We start from the raw sequence: 16,717 nt of genomic DNA on the forward strand, positions 1-16,717 counted from the left end.
AAATCATTGCAACAGATTATCCCGTAGAGACGCGTTAGCGAAGCGTGACCGTTAGGTCATCATGTCGCGTCTCTACAAAATTTATTTGTCTCACTATTTTTCCAAATTGGTATTATGAGTTTTCAGTTTTACTAATTCATAATTTTTTCTAATTACTGAAATTCAGGTAATTAATAATAAAAAAATCTTTTCTCCACTCTTCTTTTTGTTTGTTTAAATAAGTATATTTTTCGATACATAAACATGGACTAATGATACTCACCTAAATCATAATTTTTGAAGTTTACTCAATAAAAAATTGGAGTATGCTGGATGGTGTAAGCAAAGCTAAAATTGAAAAATTTCAATTATTAGGTGTAAACAGGCAATTGAGAGGATAATGGGCATAAATCGTGTCAATTATGCTTGAAAATACTCGATAAAGCTTGTGGAAGATTAATTTGCACCATAATTAATTGCACCATAAAGCTTTTCTATGTTTTGAGCAAGGCAGTAAAAGCCAAAGCTGATTCGTGCACCATCGGCAAATACCAAAGCAATTTAGATCGTGGGATTCAAAATGATAGAAAACATTTTACTGGCTGTTTCCGGATCCGGAAATGCGGAAGAAATGCTCAAAACCTTGATGGAACTTCCATCACTGCAAAGAACAAAAATCACGGTTTTACACGTTGTCCCTCCCCAAACAACGGCTGAAACCATGACCTTAAAATGGGAAGAAGGTGGCAAAATTCTTGCCAATACCATTCAGTCCCTGAGGCTCAATCCCACACTAATTTCCTCGGTTCTTCGCCAGGGTGAACCAAAAGATGTTGTCGGTCAAGTAGCCCAAGAAATTGATGCAGATCTAGTAATCATGGGTTCGAGAGGACTAAAACGACTGCAATCAATTTTGGCAAATTCAGTTAGCCAATATGTGTTTCAACTGTCATCTCGTCCAATGCTATTGGTAAAAGATGACATCTATGTTAAAAGAATTAAAAGGATCATGGTGGCGATCGATGGATCTGAAGCTGCTAAAACTTGCTTGAATTTGGGATTATTCTTTTTAAAGGATGTTCAGAACACAGTAGAGTTAATTCTAGTTAACATAAACACTGAATGGCTTGGTAAAAAAAGTGAAGATATACCAGACCTTAAGCCAGAATCAAATCCAGCATTGGCTGAAGCTGCTGCGATCGCTCGTAAATATGGTGTAGAACCCCGTTGCATTCTTAGTAGCGGTGGTGAAGGTCAGCAAGGGTATCTTACTAGCACCGGCAGACTAGGTCAAGAAATTTGTCGGTTAGCGAGTGACTGGAATGCCGACCTTTTACTAATGGGTTCCCCAGACAGACGTCCTTCAATTGCAAAAAGCTTTGTTGATTTAGATAGACTTTTTGGTTCATCTTTGTCTGACTATGTTCGCGTTAACGCTTCTTGTCCTGTTTTGTTAGCACGTACATCATCAGATTAAAGCCAATATATATTTAGCGGTTGATAAACAAAACCCTACACCTGTGGTGTAGGGATTCCTTATTTTGAAACAAAATTTAAATTAAAAAAATCAGGCACAAAAATCAGGTACCAAAATCAAAAAAGTATTAACTTTATTTGTTACCTTCACGGCTAACAGTTACAGTGTAAAGAAGTATTAAAAAGACAGATGGAACTAGCACAAATAAAATGCTAGCCACAAACCCCAAGTCATTAGTCTGCATACCTTAAAACCCTTTATTTAACAGTTGCAACGATCGGAGACCGGTTAATGGCGTAGACTAACGTTACGCTAGCTCTAACCACCATGCCCTTACGGACTATAGTTAATGCGCTGTAGACACTGACGTCTGTGCTTACGCCCAGCTTTGCTAACGCTTTGTTAACGCGTCGCGCTTTGCTAACAGCTACTAGTTACCAGTGAATTTATTCCCCAGTATGTTTTGGGGTTACCAGTAAACCGTAATATTTTTAGGATACCATTACACAAGACTTCTCGGTCTATGTAAGGACTTTTAGCAAAAAATAGTAAAAATTATGGTTTAGTAATGACCTCAACTGGTCCATTAACTAAAGTTTGACAAGCAAGGCGATAATTGTCTGGTTTTTTCTTCAATAGCCTATTCTCAGCATCAGTGCGTGGAGAAAGATTTTCCATTCCTGAAACTATTTCTACGGCACAAGTTCCACACTGACCGTATCCACCACAATTCATCATCTTGCCCCACATTTTATATATATCAATGCTGTTTTCCATTGCTTTGAGGCGTAAGTTTGCTCCGGTTGCAGCGACTACTTCTTTATCTTCCTTGACGAACCTTATACCACCCATAATTTATACCTCTAGAAATGTAAATTACCTTGTAAAGCTCATATTTGTCGATTGCTAAATCAACAACCTAAATTATTATTGTAATTTATTACAAAGTATTAATAATTATCAAATTATTTTAATTTGGCTGAGTTACAAAATATCTTTTAACAAAAAAATCTAAAAAATAAGACAGGCACATTGCCTGTCTGAAAGATATCAAACAAGAAATTAAATTATCTAAAACCCACTGCAGCTTGCCATACAAAAGCAAGAAGTAAGAAGAATACAGGAATAATTGGGAGAACGTCTACCAATGGGTCAAAAATTTGATAAGCTTCCGGTAAGTCTGCTAAAAATAATACAGCTTCCATTTTCGTTTATATCCACCTAATTGAACAGGATTTTCATATTCATAATTGAGATGTATCTTAACATGCTTTAGACTCCATCAGGTATAGGAAGCCGAAAGAAGGAGTAAGGAGTAATGAGTAATGAGTAAGTAATGAGTAAGTAATGAGTAAGTAAGTAATGAGTAAGGAGTAAGGAGTGAAGAATTACGGCTAATGTGAATTAAATTCAGCCTTGTAATATCAAGGGTTTCAAGAACCGGCTTAAATCAGGTTTCTGATTATTCTCACGAATTTACGTTATTTCACCTTCTAATTCACATAAGGCGTGAATTACCAATTACCAGTTACCAATTACCAATCACCCATGCTCCAATTCAACCGCACTATCAGTATTTAACCAATGGGCAAAATCTGTAGCAAAAGAACCCTGCAATATGCTTTGTCGTATCTTTTGAGTAAAGTGAATAATTTCAGTAATATTATGTATGCTCAGCAATGTATAAGCTAGAATCTCTTGCGCTCTAACTAGGTGAGATATATAAGCGCGTGTAAAATTTTTGCAAGTATAACAAGGACAATCTGCATCTAAAGGTTGAAAATCTTCTCGAAATCTGGCGTTTTTCAGATTCCAACGTTCCCCTCGCACCATCGCAGTACCATGTCGCGCCCATCGAGTAGGAATGACACAATCAAATAAATCTATTCCTGCTGCGATCGCAATTGCGATTTCTCGATAGGTTCCTACACCCATCAAGTAACGGGGCTTATTTACAGGTAGTAAAGGAGCTGTTACCCGAACAATTTCGTGAATCAATTCAGGTTCTTCTCCAACACTAACCCCACCAACTGCATAACCAGGTAAATCCAACTCGGTTAACGCATTAGCTGCTCGGGAACGTAAATCTGAATAGATTCCTCCCTGTACAATACCAAATAAAGCTTGTTCGGGTTGCTTGTGAGTTTCTATACAGCGTAATAACCAACGATAGGTACGTTCCGTCGCTGTTTCAACTTCTTCACGACTTGCAGGGTAAGGAGGACATTCATCAAATGCCATAATGATGTCAGCTCCTAAAATATTCTGAATCTCAATCGAACGTTCTGGCGTTAGTTCAATAATTTGTCCATCATGGGGAGAGCGGAACTTAACACCTTGTTCGCTAATTTTTCGCATTTCGCTGAGACTGAATACTTGAAACCCACCAGAGTCGGTAAGAATCGGACCATCCCAGCCCATAAATTTATGTAAACCTCCACCACCAGCGACAATTCCTTCACCGGGCTGTAAGTGTAGATGATAAGTATTGGACAATATCATCTGTGCGCCCGTATCTCTTAATTGAGCCGGAGTTAACGTCTTAACATTTGCTAGAGTTCCTACAGGCATGAATCTTGGAGTTTCAACAGCTCCATGGGGTGTATGAAAGACCCCTACTCTAGCTTTCGTCTGGCTACAGCCAGTAATGTACTCGAAAGAAAAGTTTGTGCTCAAAATATCTTGGAAACTGAAAATTCTTCGGTTTTACAATTCACCTTATTAAAGCACATTCTTATTGAGACACATTAGAATAAATCGCAATTGTCATCATCAAATTCTGCATCCCATTTTGCACATAGCAACTGCTCCATGACAACTTCGATTGCATTGGAATTGAGAGAACGTTCCCGTCTTTCTTCCATGGGTGTAGAAAGGGGAATTAAACGCAAGCAGCTTCCTTCCTGTACCAAGTCAAAATAAGTTTCTTTTTCTGGAGACTCTTTTAATTCCAGAAGATCAAAACTATGGACATTTAGGTATAAAGCATGGTTAGCTACTAGGGTCGATCGTTGGGGATTTGCAAATACTTCCATTACATCGCCTTCACCTTCGCTTTGCAGGGTTCCTTCTCGAGTATACACGTAGCGTACGTGACCCAAATCGTTAAGCAATCGTTGCATGTCAAGTTTGTTAACAATGGTGCCTGTGTTAACTATGCAAGGAGCTGGCATCTTGGCTTCAGGTAGATGGTAAGTCATATATTAAATATTAAATAGGGAATCAACTTTTGGCGGATTACTACACAGCTCAACATTAAAGTTTACAGCCTTATTAAAATTCGTAGCATTTAAATAATAATCAATCTCGAAGAGCAGTAACACGGCAAACATAAAATTAGTCTTTTACTGGAGGATGATACATGAAAAACTCCCATTGACGCTTGAGATATGTTTACTAATTTGACTACTGAATATTTCACTCCAATACGCACTGAATAGTTTTATTTTATACTGCAAAAATTAATGTCACTGCAACCAGCATAACAAAGTTTTTCTCAGTGGATTTATCTAACTAGTCAATCTTATTTAAAGCTTTAATAAATAACACTAGTAATTTTGCCAGACTTTGAAGCATCATTTTTAATATCTCAAATCTCATTCAGTATTTACATTTAATCAATCTTACCAAAATGCAAGACCAGGTTCAGTGGTGGAAATCACTAGTATTTAAAGCGATTGCAGGAATTATTTTTTACACTTCTATCCCTTTACCATATGTTTCTGGTTTAGACTTTAGCAAGGTGGCAAAAATAGCTCCAGTTATAGGATTAATAATTGGAGGAATTTTGGGAATACTGGACATAGGGATGAATCATGTTGGTGTACCAGTATTTACTCGAAGTGCTTTAGTCATAGCAATATGGATTATGGTTACTGGAGGTTTGCATCTGGACGGAGTAATGGATACGGCTGATGGATTAGCAGTTGGAGACCCACAAAAACGCTTGGAAGTTATGGCCGATAGTGCCACTGGAGCTTTTGGGGCAATGGCTGCTATTGTCATCATACTAATTAAGACGTCTGCATTGATAGATATACAAAAATTTCGTTGGTTGTGTTTAATGGTAGCTTGTGGTTGGGGAAGATGGGGACAACAAATTGCCATTGTATTTTATCCTTATCTGAAACCAACTGGTAAGGGAGCTATTCATAAAGAAGCATTTGGATCGTATTGGGATTTAATTCCTGGATGCGTACTCATTTCAATTACGGGTTTTTTATCAATTGTTCTAGAACAGGAAAGCTTAGTCCTGGGAATAGTTATGACTGTTACAGGAAGTACGATCGCCACATTAGTTAGCGCTTGGTTCGGTCGCAAACTGGGCGGACATACCGGAGATACTTACGGTGCGGTTGTCGAGTGGACTGAAGCTTTAACACTATCTGTGTTTACAATTTTTACCTAGTTCTTATTTTTCTAGGATATTTTCTTTAGATTGCTTGTAATTATTAATCCGTAATTACTAAAGGTTTATTAGTGATTAATACTACATTTTTACTTGACAGGTTTTAATCGCGTTACCCTTAATTTATAAGTTCCACCTCCAGTCTCACCAAAAGAACGAACGCGAACGATATAAGTTCCAGTTTTTGCAATACGGGTAAATAAAAGGGAATTACTACTACCATCAGGTCCATCATCGTTTTCTGCAACCGTAGAACCATTGGGGGATAGTAAAGTGATAATACTGTCAAAGCTATCGGAGGAGAGGTCGATCGCCAGATTATCACCTTTTTGTAATTGCACTAAATAATCACGAGCAAATCCACCTTGACCTGTGGGAATATCTTTATCTGAGAGGGAGTCAGATACTTGCTTCCCGGTAGTTAAGGGAATTGGATTATACAATTTAACTTGCTGAGCAAAGGCTGAAGTTATACTCATTGCAATTATTGTTAGTGCTGCTGGGATGAATGCAACTTTCTGAATACCCATCCCCAAACCCTCACTTTTTACCCCAAACAGTTTTTCCACAAAAATATCAAATATGTATAAGATAATCTGGTTAATTATAGTTTTTATTACTATCTCCTGCCTAGGAAATCTGAACATAAATTTAAATCTAAACCTAAATTTAAATTTACATTTAACTTTTAAATAAATTTTAATTGAAACCCGGATCTAATCAGTTTTTAGAGCCGCAGCACAAGCTGCTATTCCCAAGACAGAGATTTGCGAATCTCTAAGTGTTTGGATCGCAGATTTCGCAGTTGCACCTGTGGTATATATATCATCTATTAATAGTACTGGCTGTCGTGGAATCTTATATAAATCCTGTCCAATAGAGAAAGCCCCAGCTAGGTTCTTGCTCCTATTAGAGCTTGATAAACTATGTTGTGCTTCAGTTTCTCTTACTCTTTTTAAACCTTTTGCTTTTACCTTGAGTCCAGTTATTTCACAAAAACCTTTTGCAATTAGAGCCGCTTGATTAAAACCTCTTTGTTTTTGTTTGTGTGGATGTAGAGGAATTGGAACAAGAATAGGTTTATGTTCTGGTGATGGAGTATGCAATAACCACGATTCTCCTAGTAATTGACCTAAAAGAATTGCAATTTCTGGATGATTATCGTATTTCATGGCTGCGATCGCTCGCTTTAATGCACCACCATATTTCCCCCAAGCAAACACTGGTAAAGGTTTTTGCCACAAAGAACTTGGTTGGGGTATCGTACATTTATCTAATTGCTTCGTACAGTATTTACATAATAAATTTGAGCTTGGGCGCTCGCACAAGGGGCAATTAGATTCTAAAAAAGAATTTAGTAAGGCTTTGAAATAATTTTTAAAAGCTTGCATTTTTTCAATGATTTTTAATCTCAATAATCTTTAATCTCAATAATCTTTAATCTTAATTTTTTTAATTTTAAATTATTAAAATTTATCTTTGTATTTATTGGGAAAAGTTAAATAAAGTAATCCCGAAAAATGATTTATCTTATATTCTTACTCATGATAATTAATGCGTTGTGAATTACGCCTAACATATTTTATTGCCTAACACATTTATTTTATAAAATCGAATATTTAACTTTGAATAAACGAAGGAAGGAGTATGAAGGAAGAGGGAAGAAGTTTGCACGCGCTGAAGCGAACAATTAGATGGGGTTTGGCTAACGCCAGTACTACGTTTATGACCCCAACTAATTATGGACACCGTTTCATACGCAGGCCGCGCCCTAACGGACGGTCTTCTCAGCGGGGCGTTAGCACAGGGGGTCTTAAACCCATTTGCTCCATAAAGAAGTATAGGCCGCGCTGCGCGAACGGTTGTACTGTTTTTATTAAACTTAATTCTTACATCTTCCCTCTTCCTTCTTTCTTCCGCCGTTTGCACGCAGCAAGCTGTTAGAGGTAGCGTGACTTTAGTCATACACGCAGTGCGTCCAAAGGCGATAAATTCAGGACTTGTGTTCATAAATCCTAATTAAGTAATTTGAGGTAGACGCGATCGCATCTTTCTGTTTCTACTCCAGTTGCAGGTTCGTAGCCATAACGTTCGTACAATTTGACAGCTTCTGCTAGAACGCTAGCAGTTTCAATCCAAATTTGTTCAAAGCCACGGCTAATAATTGCAGCTTCTAACTGTTGTAACAAATATTTCCCTAATCCACAGCCCCTTGCTTGTGGTAAAAGATACATTTTGCGAATTTCAACGCTATTTTTGCCGCGATCAATGGGGTAATATGCTGCAGTACCAACTAATTCATTCTGGCGTTCGATTACCCAAAATTCACCTCCATTTTGCAAGTAACACTCTTCTACTTGCAATACATCTAGATCTGCACCTTCGGGTTCCCAACCCAAGTTATACTCGGATAATACAGAGTGTATGAGTTCTGCCGCAACAGTCCGGTCTTTTATTTGCCAATCTCTAATTAAAAAATCTTTGTATTGACTTTTAATTGTCATTTTGATTTATGAATGGATTAGTCCTGTAGAGATGTTACAGAAGTTAACGTCAACGCCGTAGATTCTACAACATCTCTACAATATTTATTTTAATTACTAACTCATTACCAATTACCCATTACCCATTACCAATTACCAACTACCCATTACCAATTACCAATTACCCATAAACAACAACCTAACTATGAATTCTCGGTTCTGGATGCAAATTTACCAGTAACTCGCTTTCGATTTCAGCCAATTCATCCAATCGCTGAATGACAATTTCACGGTCAAAATAAGTATCTGCTAACACCCAAAAAGTTCCAAAATGTCGTGCTTCTGACGCCATTAAACCGCGATAAAATTTGGCTAGTTCTGGTTCCGGACAATGGGTTGCTAATAACCCCAAACGTTCGTGGGAACGAGCTTCAATTAAACCGCTAGCAAGTAAAGCATCTAAAAATCGATTGGGTTCTTGGGAACGAAGATTGGCTTTTAAAGCTGCACCATAAGGTGGTGGTGTCAAATGACGTAGAGAAATATTTCGACGATCTAACCATTGATTTACCTGTTCGAAGTGTTCCAACTCTTCTTTAGCAATTTTGGTTAACTCCCTTACCATTTTTGCATTGGAAGGATAGCGAAACATCATATTCAATGCAGATCCTGCTGCTTTACGTTCGCATTGAGAGTGATCAAGAAGTATTATATCTAGGTTGGATATTGCTTGTTCTACCCACGCATCACTTGTAGGTTTTTTTAGGGCGTTAATTACTGGAAATTCAGAAGATAGGACACTCAAGATTTACAAAACTCCGCTCAGTCATTTAATTGTATTGTGCCTGTTATGCGATCAGGTTGTAAATTTATGGTTTTTGCCAGGATTGGTAATGAATGAGTAATGGCTAATTGTCAATTGGTAATATTGCATTAACAAAGCGATCACACACAGCAAAGCTGCGAGCAAGTGGAATTAACTCCCAGGTTTATATTTAGATAGTAAACAATCCAAACTAAATATTTAATTCAGATATTGAAAGGATTGATTCCATTGATGTGTGACTCAAGTCACTAGGAAATAAAAACTTAAATCACAATTAAATAAAGAATTGAATGCTAATCAGAAATAACTAAATATTGATAATCTAAACACTAGAAAAATAGTCAATTTAACTATTCATTTTAATGCCTAAATTCCCCAAAAAATATATTGTTACGAAATGTAACACTTGTTATTTATTTCCTGTAAAAAACTGATTTTACGCTGATGAATAATATTAAGTCCTAAATAAACAATTTCCTACCAAACCAAATTCAAAGATTATCCTAAACTTTCAAAATTCCAATGAATAAGCGATTAATTGTGTATGAGAATACATCGCACGATTATTTAGTATCATTGATTTGAATTATTTAAAATATGAAAAACTTTGTGTACAGGTGTTTTTAAATACATCTAAATTGCTGTATCAGATTTTTTATAAATTCAATGTAGTCTATTGACCAACATGATAATGATTCAGAAATAAATACTAGAGTGATTGCACTGTAGAGATATTTTTGTAAATTAATTTGCTGTGTTTCCTATTTATTACTCAAAGTAATGCTTTGAAATTTTTCATTTGTCGGGGTTATTGTCAAAGGGGGAAACAGTGAAAAAGATTTTAGTGATTGAAAATAAGACTTTAACTAGAAATATTTTTCTCAATAAGCTCAAGGATAGGGGTTTTTATGCCATAGGTGCAAAAAATGGAATTGTCGCTATTCAAAAGGCACAAGAAGAATTACCCGATCTAATTATTAGTGAAATCGATATACCCCAAATAGATGGTTACAATATTTTAACTATACTGCGTCAACAATCTTCCACTCTGCATATTCCATTCATTTTTCTCACCCACAACATCAGCAAGGCTGATATTCGCAAAGCAATGGAACTAGGAGCAGATGACTATTTAATTAAACCTTGTAGCTTGGATACTTTACTAAAGGCGATCGCTATTCGTTTGGAAAGACAAAATATCCTCAAAAACTTTTATACTCAGAAGTTAAAAGTATTGACAGATTCGTCATTAGATAGAAATATCAAGACCAAACGGCTCACCCAAAAATCTATTTTTCCTTCAGTTCCCCAAATAAGTAAAGTGTTTGAGTTTATTGAAGCTAATTATAACCAATCAATTACTTTGAATGATGTGGCTGTTGAAGTTGGTTATACTCCAACTTATTTAACTCATTTGGTACGAACTTTGACCGGACAAACAGTGCAAAAATGGATTATTCTACGTCGTATGGTTGCTGCACGCTCTTTACTTTTAGAAACTGATTTAAAAGTTGAAGATATTGCAATTCAAGTCGGCTATAACTGCACGGTTCATTTCTTTCGCCAGTTTCGTCAACACCATGGAACAACCCCTCACGCTTGGAGAAATTCTCATAAACACTACGAAAATGTTTACAGAGCAAATTTGAAGTAGGGTGTCTTAGGCGCGCAAGAGAATATTTTTTTGATTACCTTTATTGTCGCGCCGTAACGCACCGCAATCGTCATGAATATACAACTCTTGGATAAATGTAATTTTTGCAGATATAACATCATATCAGTAGTATCTCGCAGAATTAACCATAAAAAATGCCTCCAAAAGGAGGCTAATATTAGTTGAAATTCAAATTCGCATTTAAACTCTAATTAGAAAATAACAACTCAAGGCTATTTTTAGAAAATTATGAGCGACTTGGTTCTCCGGACTGTGAAATGCCATCATGGTGACCAGAATCAGAGAATCCAGTTGGGATAGTTTCTTTTAGGAAGCCACTGTAAGCTTCCATTCCATGTTCGCCGATATCCAAGCCTTCCAATTCTTCTTTTTCTGAAACGCGAATACCTAAAGTTGCTTTGAGGATAGCCCATGCAACTGCACTAAAAGCAACGGTGAACGCACCTACAGCCACAACACCAATAATTTGTGGAATCAGAGCGGTAACTCCACCACCGTAAAATAATCCAGCAGTAGCAGGACCAGCATCTGCACCATACCAAGAGTAGACTCCTGGACCAACCGCAAACAAACCTACTGCTAGGGTACCCCAAACACCACACACCAAGTGAACGGAAATCGCACCTACGGGGTCATCAACCTTGACGCTATCAAAGAAGCTAACAGCAAAAACTACCAAAACACCTGCGATGATCCCGATAGCAAAAGCGCCACCTAAGTTAACAAAAGCACAAGGAGCTGTAATTCCCACTAAGCCAGCCAAAATACCGTTGATAATCATTGACAGGTCTGGCTTACCAGATCTAAACCAAGCTGTTGCTGTTGCTGCTACTCCACCTGCTGCTGCAGCCATGTTGGTTGTTAAAGCAATGTGAGAAATTGCTGCACCATCAGCAGCCATTGTAGAACCAGGGTTAAAACCAAACCAACCTAACCAGAGAATTAAGCAACCCAAAGTTGCAATACTCATATTGTGACCGGGGATCGCGCTAGGTCTACCATTTTGGAACTTACCGATCCGGGGTCCAAGGAAGATTGCACCCATTAAAGCAGCCCAACCACCAACTGAGTGGACGACTGTAGAACCAGCAAAATCCCAGAAGCCTTGACTGGATAACCAGCCACCACCCCAGACCCAATGTCCTGTAATAGCGTAGGAAACACCAACTAACAAGACACTGAAAATTAAGAAGTCAACGAATTTAATCCGTTCCGCAACTGCTCCAGAGACGATAGTTGCTGCAGTTGCAGCGAAAGCTAGTTGGAATAAGAATTTAGCCGCTAAAGGAATTCCTGTCCAATTTAAAGCGCTAAATACGCCTTTATAAGCCTCTCCAGTCAAAGGGCTGTTATCTGCACCTTGCAATAAAAAGCCATTTAAACCAATAAAAGCATTACCATCACCAAACATGAAAGCAAAACCAACTGTCCAAAAAGCAATGGTTGCAAGCGCAAATACAATCAGGTTTTTGGAGAGGATATTAACAGCATTCTTTTGACGACAAAAACCGGTTTCTAACATCCCGAAACCTGCGTTCATAAAGAACACTAAAAATGCTGCTAAGGCTACCCAAAGAGTGTCAACTGCAACCTTAAGACTGGCAAAATCTTCTTGACTTACAGCCTCTCCTGCAGGTGTTTGTGCTGATGCAGCGTAACCCCATGCCAATACAATGACTGTAGCGATTGGGATACAAGCTTGCCAACCAGGAGATAACCGTTTTATACCCTGGAATAATCCCTTATCTCTGCCATTTAACCTGATTCTTGATGTCTTTTTTAACATTTATCCTCCGAAGTTTTCTATTTTTAGAAAAACTTGAAGCAAAATAGCTAACTCGATCTAGATTACTAACTTGTCTAGATTGTACATATAAGTTAGCTAATTATATTTACTTCAACTTGAAATTAAGTAACATAAGTTACACTGCAACAAATTTAGCTTTCGATCCTGGTTGTTTATCAGATGCTTGTTCGAAAGACTCTTTAAAATTAGAAAATCAAATAATCCACTAAGTAGTCAATAGAATCACGTTACTTCACTAGAAATCTTAAAATTTTATTATTATGTAATTTTGACAACTTTTATGTCTCCTTAATCAATTCTTTAATAATTGTCTTTGAACGACAAAATAGATTTATTTGGTCATTTTCTTTACCAAATAAATGATAATGGTAACAATTGATATTTGCATTACGGACACCAGATGTTCTGTAAAGTTAGATACTGTTTTTTATCTACATCGGTGCATTAAATCAGTCTTTTTTTTTGTAAAATTAGCCTTTATTTTGCCTAAAATATCAGGATTCTCTGACTTTTGTGTGCAGATAGTAATTATTGCTTAACGTATAATATTTTTGCTTTTCTAAGAAAATAAAATTTTTTATACTGATAATAAAAATAAATCTTAATAAAACGAATAAAGTGTTTTCAAAAATAAAAACTTCAAAGTGTTTTGATTGATAGTTGGTTTGAATAAGCTTCTTATTAAAATTTTCAGTTATTGCGTAAATCTTTAAACTCAATTTAAATTTTTGTTTATTTAGTTTAAGTAAAAATTTTTAGCACGGGTAACTGTTGAATCTACATACATTTTCCTAAGTTTATTTCTTCTAATAAAAAATATAGAAGTAAGTCGATACAAATGTATAAAAACACTGTAATTCTGTTTTTACAATGATGATTTACGAAAAATTACTTACATGAAGATGAAGTGACTTTCAGTTAGGGTGTGGGCTTCAACTCCCTGCAAAATTATTAACTTGGTATTCTCAGTCGCAATTGTTGTATTTCCCTTTTCTTGGAAAAGTTTGAGATCCTTAAAGCTTAAACCTAATCCACTGCTGACTAATACATCAACTCCTATTTGAAAATCAGTAATTGTATTTGGTGAATCTGGTATATTCCCATTTGCAAGCCAAAATTAGTCACTACCTTCACCACCGGAAATTGTGTTATTACCACCAGAATAAGCAAAAAAGCGATCCCTTCCACCTCCACCTAGTACCCGATAGCGAGTACCAAGGAGAAATTCATCATTTCCATTTCCACCGTTGAGGAAATCATCATCATCACCTGCAAAAATGGCATCATTGCCACTACCACCTTCGAGGGTATCATCTCCGTCATCACCTGTAAGTAGATCTTTACCGCCAAAACCTTGGAGCAAATCATCATCCCCAGAACCTTCCAAGGTATCCTTGAGGGTGGTACCTACTAAAGTATTAGTTTGTGATTTTTCCTTGATCGCAGCCATACTTCCCCACTACCACTGATTTCGACAAGAATTTGAAAAACAAAAATTTGAACGAACTTAAATACGATTTTCCCGATACAATGTTTACCTGATTTTATTCAAGTAAATAAAAATATACTTTAATTTGCGCAAGTACAGGAATTTTTACTTTTAAAAGTGACAAAAGTGGGATATATGAGTTAATTTTTTGCGATCGAATATTAGTTTTTGGTAAACCAACAAAAACACTGCGATTCAGCAGTAAAAATCCAATACCGTTTAGTTAAACCTGAAAACGATAAACAGCGTAGTTGGGATAGAGGAGGGTTAACTGTTAATAATTTCTTTATCACTATCGTGATAGCTATGAAAAGTACTACTATGATTTTTGTAAATATTTTTGATAACCTAACTCATCAAGTCGTTCTTGTTTAGCCATCACAGAATCATTTAAACCTTTACGGTACTGCTGTATTTTTTCTAATAATTTTGGTTGCTGTGTCCCAAGAATTTGTAATGCTAATAGTCCAGCATTTTTAGCATTACCGATCGCAACTGTTGCAACTGGAATCCCCCCTGGCATTTGAACAATAGAATAAAGAGAATCAACTCCTTGTAAATTGCGAGTTGCGACGGGAACGCCGATAACCGGTAAAGGTGTCAAAGATGCAACCATACCGGGAAGATGGGCTGCACCGCCAGCCCCTGCAATAATTACTTTTATCCCGCGCTCATGTGCGGATTGGGCATATTCAAACATTCGTTGGGGAGTGCGATGGGCGCTGACGATCGCAACTTCTGTAGTTACATGAAACTCTTCACAAATTGCGATCGCAGCTTGCATGGTGGGCAAATCTGAATCACTGCCCATAATGATACTAATAAGAGGGTTCATAGGGGATTGGGGATTAGAAATTGGGGACTGGGGACTGGGGATTGGCGACTGGGAAAAAGTAAGAAAATATCTCACATAATGTGTTCCGGTACGTTTCCGCTAAGTACTAACGTAATGAAGCAATTACGTAAATTTTGCGTAAGTCCTATATATATATAGATGACCGCAGGTCATATATTTACTTCTTACTTCTTACTTCTTACTTCTTACTTCTTACTTCTTACTTTTTACTTTTTACTTGCGCGTAGCGCCACATCCTTGATTTTGAATCTCAAAATGGATCTAAAATCGGTTCATATTTATTGATTTTTTGCCAAAATTCATGATTAAAAACCAAGATAATCTTAATTTTATACCTAAACCTTTTAATATTATTAACGCTCGGTTACCGGGTTCTAAAGATTTGCATATGCTTTTTATTAACCGTGAAGGTAAAGTGGATCAAATACTTCCAATGGATGCAATCCTTAAACGGGGACCGATAAGCGGTTTGCAAATATTGGATTTTGGTGGCGATTGGGTATCTTTAGGTGGAGTAGATTTACAGATTAACGGTGCTTTGGGTTTAGCATTTCCAGATTTAAGCCCGGAAAATGCCGATATTTTACCGAAAATATCGCATTTTTTGTGGAATATGGGGATAGATGCATTTTTACCAACTTTAGTAACCACCTCCATAGAAAATATTCACCGTTCCTTAGCTGCGATCGCGAATGAAAAAGAAAAAACTGAAAGCAGCGCTAAAATTATCGGGGTTCATTTAGAAGGTCCATTTTTAAATCCTGAAAAACGGGGTGCTCATCCTGAAGAGTATTTATTACCTTTAACACTAGAAGAAGTAAAGCGTATCCTAGGCGATTATACGAATTTAGTAAAAATAATTACTATAGCGCCAGAATTAGATACAACTGGTGAGGTTATTCCATATTTATGTTCTCAAGGAATTACTGTTAGTTTAGGACATTCTCAAGCAACAGAAGTCCAAGCAAGAAAAGCTTTTGAGCAAGGTGCAACAATGGTAACCCATGCTTTTAATGCTATGCCACCACTGCACCATCGCGAGCCTGGTTTATTAGGTGCGGCATTATTAAACGAAGGAGTAATGTGCGGTTTAATTGCTGACGGTAAGCATGTTTGCCCAACGATGATAAATATATTATTACGTGCGAGCAAATTCGCCGGTGGAATTTTCTTGGTCAGCGATGCTTTAGCACCTTTAGGATTACCTGATGGTACTTATCCTTGGGATAGCCGGGAGATAGTAGTGAAAGATGGTACTGCTCGATTGCACAATGGAACTTTATCTGGGACAACTTTACCCTTATTAGTGGGAGCACAAAATTTAGTTAAGTGGGGAATTTGCAATGTTGAAACTGCCATTGACTTGGTAACGGAAGCACCGCGTAAAGCCATATATTTACCAGGTTTGAATGATAATACCACAGCAAAGGAATTGATTCGATGGCATTTTGATGAGAAGAGTAAAGAACTATATTGGAAGCGTTTGGAATGAGAGAAAAGGAGTAATGAGTAATGTTAGCGTAGCTAGCGTCAGCGTACCGGATCCGTAGGTAGCGGCTCCGCAGGTAGCGCAGCTAGAGCCTACGGCGACGGCGGATCCAAAGGTAACGTAGGTGCGCTGCGATGCGCATAGTGGTATTGCTTAACTAGGAGGTGATTTATTAAACCTTAAAACAAGCTGGTTGCTCACCCCAGAGCGCCAAGGCTGAGTCGGCAG

General features: G+C 37.2%; 16 protein-coding genes. 4 read left to right on the top strand and 12 right to left on the bottom strand.

From position 1 onward, the window contains the following. Positions 1-559: 559 nt before the first annotated feature. A complete protein-coding gene (locus QNJ50_RS25175) occupies positions 560-1,456 on the top strand; it encodes a universal stress protein (RefSeq protein ID WP_300641077.1) in 897 nt (298 codons plus the stop codon). Between the two features lie 133 nt (positions 1,457-1,589). Here QNJ50_RS25175 and psbM read toward each other — a convergent pair whose 3' ends face one another. The 5 genes from psbM to QNJ50_RS25200 form a co-directional block, all read right to left on the bottom strand. After that, positions 1,590-1,700 (bottom strand): photosystem II reaction center protein PsbM, encoded by a 111-nt coding sequence (psbM, locus tag QNJ50_RS25180; RefSeq protein WP_072207695.1) that lies wholly within the window; start codon positions 1,698-1,700, stop codon positions 1,590-1,592. 311 nt (positions 1,701-2,011) lie between these two features. Next, positions 2,012-2,308 carry a 2Fe-2S iron-sulfur cluster-binding protein gene (locus QNJ50_RS25185; RefSeq protein WP_300641080.1) on the bottom strand — a complete coding sequence of 99 codons (297 nt, stop codon included), beginning with the start codon at positions 2,306-2,308 and terminating at the stop codon, positions 2,012-2,014. Positions 2,309-2,523: 215 nt separating this feature from the next. Next, a complete protein-coding gene (locus QNJ50_RS25190) occupies positions 2,524-2,661 on the bottom strand; it encodes a photosystem II reaction center protein K (protein WP_063800747.1) in 138 nt (45 codons plus the stop codon). A 337-nt stretch (positions 2,662-2,998) separates the two neighbouring features. Next, positions 2,999-4,132 carry a tRNA guanosine(34) transglycosylase Tgt gene (gene tgt, locus QNJ50_RS25195; RefSeq protein ID WP_300641084.1) on the bottom strand — a complete coding sequence of 378 codons (1,134 nt, stop codon included), beginning with the start codon at positions 4,130-4,132 and terminating at the stop codon, positions 2,999-3,001. Between the two features lie 71 nt (positions 4,133-4,203). Beyond that, the gene (locus tag QNJ50_RS25200; protein WP_300641086.1) at positions 4,204-4,656 is read right to left on the bottom strand and encodes a hypothetical protein; all 453 of its coding nucleotides are present in this window, start codon (positions 4,654-4,656) and stop codon (positions 4,204-4,206) included. 431 nt (positions 4,657-5,087) lie between these two features. Here QNJ50_RS25200 and cobS point away from each other — a divergent pair, with 431 nt between their 5' ends. Next, entirely contained in the window at positions 5,088-5,864 is a 777-nt protein-coding gene (cobS, locus tag QNJ50_RS25205) for an adenosylcobinamide-GDP ribazoletransferase (protein ID WP_300641088.1), read from the top strand. An 89-nt stretch (positions 5,865-5,953) separates the two neighbouring features. On the opposite strand, the gene QNJ50_RS25210 is transcribed toward cobS, so the two are convergent. The 4 genes from QNJ50_RS25210 to miaE all read right to left on the bottom strand — a co-directional run bounded on the left by QNJ50_RS25210 (position 5,954) and on the right by miaE (position 9,152). After that, positions 5,954-6,394, bottom strand: coding sequence for a PPC domain-containing protein (locus tag QNJ50_RS25210; RefSeq protein ID WP_300641105.1), 441 nt, complete (start codon positions 6,392-6,394; stop codon positions 5,954-5,956). Positions 6,395-6,580: 186 nt separating this feature from the next. Then, positions 6,581-7,255, bottom strand: coding sequence for a ComF family protein (locus QNJ50_RS25215; RefSeq protein ID WP_300641091.1), 675 nt, complete (start codon positions 7,253-7,255; stop codon positions 6,581-6,583). A gap of 624 nt (positions 7,256-7,879) precedes the next feature. Beyond that, on the bottom strand, positions 7,880-8,362 hold the full coding sequence (locus QNJ50_RS25220; protein ID WP_300641107.1) for a GNAT family N-acetyltransferase: 483 nt from the start codon (positions 8,360-8,362) through the stop codon (positions 7,880-7,882). 184 nt (positions 8,363-8,546) lie between these two features. After that, positions 8,547-9,152, bottom strand: a complete 606-nt coding sequence (miaE, locus tag QNJ50_RS25225; RefSeq protein WP_300641093.1) for a tRNA isopentenyl-2-thiomethyl-A-37 hydroxylase MiaE — start codon at positions 9,150-9,152, stop codon at positions 8,547-8,549. 850 nt (positions 9,153-10,002) lie between these two features. On the opposite strand from miaE, the gene QNJ50_RS25230 reads away from it, so the two are divergent. Further along, on the top strand, positions 10,003-10,827 hold the full coding sequence (locus tag QNJ50_RS25230) for a response regulator transcription factor (protein ID WP_300641095.1): 825 nt from the start codon (positions 10,003-10,005) through the stop codon (positions 10,825-10,827). A gap of 247 nt (positions 10,828-11,074) precedes the next feature. Here QNJ50_RS25230 and QNJ50_RS25235 read toward each other — a convergent pair whose 3' ends face one another. The 3 genes from QNJ50_RS25235 to purE all read right to left on the bottom strand — a co-directional run bounded on the left by QNJ50_RS25235 (position 11,075) and on the right by purE (position 14,979). Then, positions 11,075-12,634: an ammonium transporter gene (locus tag QNJ50_RS25235; RefSeq protein ID WP_300641097.1), complete on the bottom strand. Its 1,560-nt coding sequence runs from the start codon at positions 12,632-12,634 to the stop codon at positions 11,075-11,077. 1,138 nt (positions 12,635-13,772) lie between these two features. Next, positions 13,773-14,105, bottom strand: coding sequence for a hypothetical protein (locus QNJ50_RS25240; RefSeq protein ID WP_300641099.1), 333 nt, complete (start codon positions 14,103-14,105; stop codon positions 13,773-13,775). Positions 14,106-14,463: 358 nt separating this feature from the next. Beyond that, a complete protein-coding gene (gene purE / locus QNJ50_RS25245) occupies positions 14,464-14,979 on the bottom strand; it encodes a 5-(carboxyamino)imidazole ribonucleotide mutase (protein ID WP_300641101.1) in 516 nt (171 codons plus the stop codon). A 322-nt stretch (positions 14,980-15,301) separates the two neighbouring features. Here purE and nagA point away from each other — a divergent pair, with 322 nt between their 5' ends. Further along, a complete protein-coding gene (nagA, locus tag QNJ50_RS25250) occupies positions 15,302-16,492 on the top strand; it encodes an N-acetylglucosamine-6-phosphate deacetylase (protein ID WP_300641103.1) in 1,191 nt (396 codons plus the stop codon). Positions 16,493-16,717: the final 225 nt, after the last annotated feature.

It is taken from the genome of Mastigocoleus sp. MO_188.B34, from assembly GCF_030065675.1.
Taxonomy (GTDB): Bacteria; Cyanobacteriota; Cyanobacteriia; order Cyanobacteriales; family Nostocaceae; genus Mastigocoleus.

Bases quoted from the DNA above. Each gene is read 5' to 3' on its own strand.
- QNJ50_RS25175 (WP_300641077.1), top strand. From the start codon at position 560: ATGATAGAAAACATTTTACTGGCTGTTTCCGGATCCGGAAATGCGGAA.
- psbM (WP_072207695.1), bottom strand. From the start codon at position 1,700: ATGCAGACTAATGACTTGGGGTTTGTGGCTAGCATTTTATTTGTGCTA.
- QNJ50_RS25185 (WP_300641080.1), bottom strand. From the start codon at position 2,308: ATGGGTGGTATAAGGTTCGTCAAGGAAGATAAAGAAGTAGTCGCTGCA.
- QNJ50_RS25190 (WP_063800747.1), bottom strand. From the start codon at position 2,661: ATGGAAGCTGTATTATTTTTAGCAGACTTACCGGAAGCTTATCAAATT.
- QNJ50_RS25200 (WP_300641086.1), bottom strand. From the start codon at position 4,656: ATGACTTACCATCTACCTGAAGCCAAGATGCCAGCTCCTTGCATAGTT.
- cobS (WP_300641088.1), top strand. From the start codon at position 5,088: ATGCAAGACCAGGTTCAGTGGTGGAAATCACTAGTATTTAAAGCGATT.
- QNJ50_RS25210 (WP_300641105.1), bottom strand. From the start codon at position 6,394: ATGGGTATTCAGAAAGTTGCATTCATCCCAGCAGCACTAACAATAATT.
- QNJ50_RS25215 (WP_300641091.1), bottom strand. From the start codon at position 7,255: ATGCAAGCTTTTAAAAATTATTTCAAAGCCTTACTAAATTCTTTTTTA.
- QNJ50_RS25235 (WP_300641097.1), bottom strand. From the start codon at position 12,634: ATGTTAAAAAAGACATCAAGAATCAGGTTAAATGGCAGAGATAAGGGA.
- QNJ50_RS25240 (WP_300641099.1), bottom strand. From the start codon at position 14,105: ATGGCTGCGATCAAGGAAAAATCACAAACTAATACTTTAGTAGGTACC.
- purE (WP_300641101.1), bottom strand. From the start codon at position 14,979: ATGAACCCTCTTATTAGTATCATTATGGGCAGTGATTCAGATTTGCCC.
- nagA (WP_300641103.1), top strand. From the start codon at position 15,302: ATGATTAAAAACCAAGATAATCTTAATTTTATACCTAAACCTTTTAAT.